Annotated in this window: 2 protein-coding genes and 1 pseudogene; all 3 read left to right on the top strand. The window is 61.7% G+C overall.

Annotated features, from left to right (window positions below):
- Positions 1–286: cytochrome P450 (locus VGP39_RS20980; RefSeq protein WP_327570013.1), on the top strand; the 286-nt coding region annotated here is incomplete at its 5' end.
- 182 nt (positions 287–468) lie between these two features.
- Entirely contained in the window at positions 469–1,557 is a 1,089-nt protein-coding gene (locus tag VGP39_RS20975; RefSeq protein ID WP_327570012.1) for an IS630 family transposase, read from the top strand.
- 48 nt (positions 1,558–1,605) lie between these two features.
- Positions 1,606–2,048, top strand: a pseudogene (locus VGP39_RS20970) (hypothetical protein); the annotation flags it as partial.

Here is a 2,048-nt window from a genome sequence, read left to right as displayed (position 1 = left end):
CCGGGTCATGGCGATGATCGTCGCGGCCAATCTGGACTCCGATGCGAACGAGTGTCCCGAGCGCCTCGATCTCGAACGGCGGCCGAACCGGCATCTCGCGTTCGGCACCGGCATTCATTTCTGCCTGGGCCACCAGCTCGCCCGCATCGAAGCGATCTGCGCGCTGCAGGCGCTGTTCACGCGCTGGCCCGCGCTCAAGCTGGCAGTCGAGCCGTCGCACATTCATTGGCGGAGGCGGCCGGGTATTAGGATGATCGCGGAGTTGCCGGTTGTGGCCGGTGCTTGATCGGCGTTGTGGATTTTAGCGTTGGGTTGTATTTTCTGGTTTGACACGTTTGTGATGCGAGTGCAGTGTAATTGCTTTACCGGTAGTCGGGGCAATGATGGCATGACCTAGTGTTCCGTCCCGTAAGTTCGTAGCATAATTATTGCATCAGTTTCGGGTATCCTGATCGAAGGAGATGCCCGATGCGAACCGGCCGCCCGAAGGCGATGCTGACGATTTCCAGCGACGAACGTACGCATCTTTTGGCCATAACGCGGTCGCGCTCGTTGCCGGCGGCACTGACGTTGCGGGCGAAGATCGTGCTGGCATGCGAGCGCGAGCCCAGCAACGCCGTCGTGGCGACGCGGCTTGGCGTCGGCCCGCACACGATCGGCAAATGGCGCAAGCGCTTCATCGCCGATCGGATCGAGGGGCTCTACGACGAGATGCGTAGCGGCAGGCCCCGTACGGTTGAGGATGAGGCGGTGGCCGAGTTGATCACCAAGACGCTGGCTCGCAAGCCCAAGGCGGCAACACACTGGAGCGTGCGCGCCATCGCCAAAGAGACCGGGATTACCAAGAGCACCGTCCATCGTCTGTTCCAGCTCTTCGGTCTGCAACCCCACCGCACCCGCAGCTTCAAGCTTTCGACTGATCCCTTTTTCGTCGAGAAGCTGCGCGACGTGGTCGGGCTTTATCTCAATCCGCCGGACAAGGCAGTGGTGCTTTGCGTCGACGAGAAGAGCCAGATCCAGGCCCTCGAACGCACCCAGCCCATGCTTCCCATGGGGTTCGGCTACATCGAAGGCGTCACCCACGACTACCAGCGCCACGGCACGACCACCCTGTTCGCCGCCCTCAACGTGCTCAACGGCGCGGTCATCGCCCAATGCAAACCCCGCCATCGCCATCAGGAGTTCCTCGCCTTCCTGCGTCACATCGAGACCAACGTGCCAGCCCAGCTCGATGTCCATCTCGTCGTCGACAACTACGCCACCCACAAGCATCCCAAGGTCAGAGCTTGGCTCGCACGCCGTCCGCGTTGGCACATTCATTTCACGCCCACCTACGCCTCCTGGCTTAACCAGGTCGAACGCTTCTTCGCTCTCATCACTCAACGCGCTATCCGTCGCGGCTCTTTCGATTCCACCGCCGACCTCGTCCAAAAAATCGACCACTTCATCCGCGCTCACAATGCAAATTCATGCCCGTTCGTGTGGACCGCTACCGCTGACTCCATCCTTCAGAAACTCGCGCGACTTTGTCAGCGAATTTCCGGGACGGAACACTAGCATGGGCAAGCAGAACACGTGAGGAGACATTCCATGAGTAATCGCTTTTTGATTTCGGTCGCCGCGGCGGCGCTGATCGCCGGAACCGGCTTTGCCAATGCGCAGGGCCGGGACGCAGGGTCGGCCGGTTCCGCGGCGCAGCAGAGCGCGCCTTCGTCCGAGCGCGGTGGCGCGTCGTCGGGCACAATGCAGCGCGATAGCGGCCGTGACAGCGGCGGCAAGTCTGACATGAAGTCCACGCAGTCCGAGCAGAAGTCGATGGGCGCTGAAAAGAATCAGCGTGCCGAAGACCAGAAGAAGGGCGGCAACGACGTGAAGGCCGAGGGCAAGGAGGACCGCGGCGGCATGAAGTCCGAGCACAAGGCTGAACAGAAGTCCGAAAAGGGCCAGACGACCGGCCAGGGCACGACACAACGTGATCAAAGTACGACGCAGCGTGATCAGACCCAGCGTGACCAGACCACGACCCAGGGTCGCGATCAGCCGAGCCG

Origin of the sequence: Bradyrhizobium sp., assembly GCF_036009065.1 — a bacterium.
Taxonomy (GTDB): domain Bacteria; phylum Pseudomonadota; class Alphaproteobacteria; order Rhizobiales; family Xanthobacteraceae; genus Bradyrhizobium.
The sequence above is the reverse complement of the archived record's forward strand: the minus strand, read 5'-3'. Positions and strand labels throughout refer to the sequence as shown.

Coding starts and splice junctions, on each gene's coding strand:
- VGP39_RS20975 (WP_327570012.1), top strand. CDS start 469: ATGCGAACCGGCCGCCCGAAGGCGATGCTGACGATTTCCAGCGACGAA.